The sequence below is a fragment of the Stenotrophomonas sp. PS02300 genome, from assembly GCF_029959395.1.
Taxonomy (GTDB): Bacteria; Pseudomonadota; Gammaproteobacteria; order Xanthomonadales; family Xanthomonadaceae; genus Stenotrophomonas; species Stenotrophomonas maltophilia_AD.
In genome coordinates, this window is the sequence record NZ_JASCOP010000222.1 from 1 (window position 1) to 2,835 (window position 2,835).

Below are 2,835 nucleotides of genomic sequence, written 5' to 3' on the forward strand. Positions count from 1 at the left end.
GTGGCGCGGCGAGCGGGTGCGCAACCTTGGACGCCCGCGTCAATCGCCGCGGTCGTCGAACCTGGCCTTGAAGCAGATCATTTCATTCAGCCGCCGTCGCAGTGCCAGGATCCAGATATGACAGACCTCTCCTCCTTTCCCATCACGCAGCGCTGGCCAGCATCTTATCCGGATCGCCTGCAACTATACGCGGCCCCCACGCCCAACGGCGTCAAGGTCTCGATGATGCTGGAGGAGACTGGCCTGCCGTACGAGCCCCACTTCGTCGACATCTCGAACAACGAATCGAAAGATCCAGCGTTCGTGTCGTTGAATCCCAACGGCCGCATACCCGCGATCATCGATCCGGCTGGCCCTGACGGCCAGCCCATTGGCATATGGGAAACCGGTGCGATCCTCGTCTATCTGGCCGAAAAGACTGGCCAGTTCATCTCAACCACACCCACCCAACGATACGAGACTCTGGCCTGGGTGTTCTTTCAAGTGTCCGGCATCGGGCCGACCTTCGGCCAGCTTGGCTTTTTCCTGCGATCTGCTGGCAAGGATTATGAGGACAAGCGGCCTCGGCAGCGCTTTATCGATGAATCCAAGCGTCTTCTCGGGGTCCTAGATCGCCGCCTGGAAGACCGCGAATGGATTGTCGATGATTACTCGATCGCGGACATCGCGACGTTTGGCTGGGTGAATGCGCTGGTTGAATTTTACGCTGCTGGCGACATCCTCGGCCTTAGCAGCTATCCTAACGTCCAGGCATGGGTCGGGCGCGGGCTGGCGCGGCCCGCGGTACAGCGTGGCCTGCGAATTCCTGCGAGGCCTGCATGACCATCATCGCCGCTTATTATTACAACGAAGGCAAGCGAGTCCGGGAAATCGCGCTCGACGAGCGCATTGAACTGGGCGAGAGTCGTTCGGGCTTCTGCTGGATCGCGCTCAGCGAGCCTACCGACGACGAACTTCGCGCGATCCAAACGACGTACAATCTGCATCCGCTGGCAATCGACAACGCGATGCACCCGCTGTGCCCGCCCAAGCTCGAAGTCTACAACGATGAGCTATACATCGTCGCGCAGACCGCCGAACTGGTCGGCGACCGGATCAGCTACGGCAAGATGGCGATCTTCACCGGTCACAATCACCTCATCACCGTGCGGCACGGCAACGCCGGAGCGCTGGGCAAACTTCGGGCGCAACTCGAGGCATCGCCGACGCAGTTCGGCAAGGGTGTCGACTATGTGCTGCATGCGATCCTGCACCGCGTGGTCGACCAGTATCTGCCCATCTTCGAAATGATCGAGGACGACGTCCTGGCCATGGAACGACGGTCGCTGCACGACTTCCTCGGGCCAGAAGAGGTGGCGCGAATCTTCGAACTAAGGTCCGAACTCACGCGGTTCCAGCGCACGCTCGGGGCTATGGCCGAGCTGGTGCGAAAGCTCGTTCGCGGCCACTTTCCCTGCATCAGCGCCGAAATGACACCATATTTCCACGACGTCGCGGACCATGTCCACCGCGTGCAGTCCATGGTCGACGGCCTCCTGCTTGTCCTGTCCACGGTCTTTGAGGCCAGCAGCCTTCTGGAAGCGCAAAGGATCGGGGTGGTCACCCGCCAGCTCGCTGCCTGGGCGGCGATACTCGCAGTCCCGACGGCGATCGCCGGAATATACGGCATGAACTTCAAGAACATGCCGGAACTGAACACGACCTATGGCTACTTCGTCGTGCTCGGGCTGATCGCGGTGTCCAGCCTCATCCTGTTCGTGCGCTTCAAGAAGTCCAAGTGGCTATGAACTCCGCACTCCGCGCTCTTCTCCGTCATCTGATGGACCAAAGCACGACTTGTGCGGAAGCGCGTCCAATCCAACTCGATATGAAAGTGCGCGCATGACATCCGAAGTGACCGACGTTCTAGAAGCAGTCCAGTCGTTCATCGCCAAGGGCTATGACCGCGAATACCGCGTCAAGGACGGCAATCTCGTTGATCTCGAACTTGGATCGATCCTCGACGCGTGCACCATTGGGTATAGGAAGTTCAACCGCCCTTTTTTGCGAGTCTGGCGGGTAGGAAGCGGCCGCGCAAGCGCCGCTTTGGGCACAGATCGGGCACAGATCGGGGGTTCATGCGTGGGTTTTCGACATCGCGGGGCCGCGCAGCGGCTCAGTGCGTAGCCATTTCTCACCGAATCCCGGCACAGGGCCGAGCGCAGCCCTGCGGGGTCGTGGCCGCATCGGATCCGACTCTGGCTTGGCTGCCGGCTGTGTGGCCGGCACCTCGTCACGCGGCCGGCGGCGGCGCGCGCGCTGCGGGCCGGTAGTGCGCTTGCTCCAGCGCGCCGTGCTTCTCGAAGTGGGCGAGGATGGCGCGGATGGCGGTGGGTTCCTCGATGCTGGCGACGATCCGCACCGCGCCGCCGCAGTGGGCGCAGGTGGTGACGTCGATGGAAAAGACCCGCTTGAGCCGTTGCGCCCAGCTCATCGCACGGCGCTTCTGCTCGGGGCTGCGCGGCTCGTCGTGGGCGCTTGCGTCAACCGGCACCGCATCGCCCGCAGGCCGCCTGCCGCGCCCCGAGGGCGTCAGCTGCGCACGCAGGTTTGCATTCGGGGCGAATACGCCGTGGAAGCGGGTGAGATGCGCGCGAGGTGGCGGGACCAGTGCCGCCAGCTTGGCGATGAAGTCCACCGCATCCCATTCGACATGCGTGGTGCCATTGCGCCACGGCGTCTTGAGCTGATACCGCACCCTACCCTGCGGTGAGATCGACAGCCGCTGCTCGCTGATCGCCGGGCGCGTGATGTAGCGGCACAGCTTTTCGAGCTTGTGGCTTTCGTGTGCTTCCG

At 62.5% G+C, this 2,835-nt stretch carries 4 protein-coding genes; 3 read left to right on the forward strand and 1 reads right to left on the reverse strand.

The genetic code is table 11. From position 1 onward, the window contains the following. Positions 1 to 117 precede the first annotated feature (117 nt). The 3 genes from QMX79_RS20490 (at position 118) to QMX79_RS20500 (ending at position 2,166) form a co-directional block, all read left to right on the forward strand. Positions 118 to 822 (forward strand): glutathione S-transferase N-terminal domain-containing protein, encoded by a 705-nt coding sequence (locus QMX79_RS20490; protein ID WP_164146003.1) that lies wholly within the window; start codon positions 118 to 120, stop codon positions 820 to 822. Continuing rightward, positions 819 to 1,787 carry a magnesium and cobalt transport protein CorA gene (locus QMX79_RS20495; RefSeq protein WP_164146004.1) on the forward strand — a complete coding sequence of 323 codons (969 nt, stop codon included), beginning with the start codon at positions 819 to 821 and terminating at the stop codon, positions 1,785 to 1,787. Before QMX79_RS20490 ends, QMX79_RS20495 begins: the two co-directional genes overlap by 4 nt. 94 nt (positions 1,788 to 1,881) lie before the next feature. Further along, entirely contained in the window at positions 1,882 to 2,166 is a 285-nt protein-coding gene (locus QMX79_RS20500) for a hypothetical protein (RefSeq protein ID WP_069953517.1), read from the forward strand. A gap of 106 nt (positions 2,167 to 2,272) precedes the next feature. Here QMX79_RS20500 and QMX79_RS20505 read toward each other — a convergent pair. Then, the coding region (locus tag QMX79_RS20505; protein ID WP_282248421.1) for a transposase at positions 2,273 to 2,835 on the reverse strand (563 nt) is incomplete at its 5' end.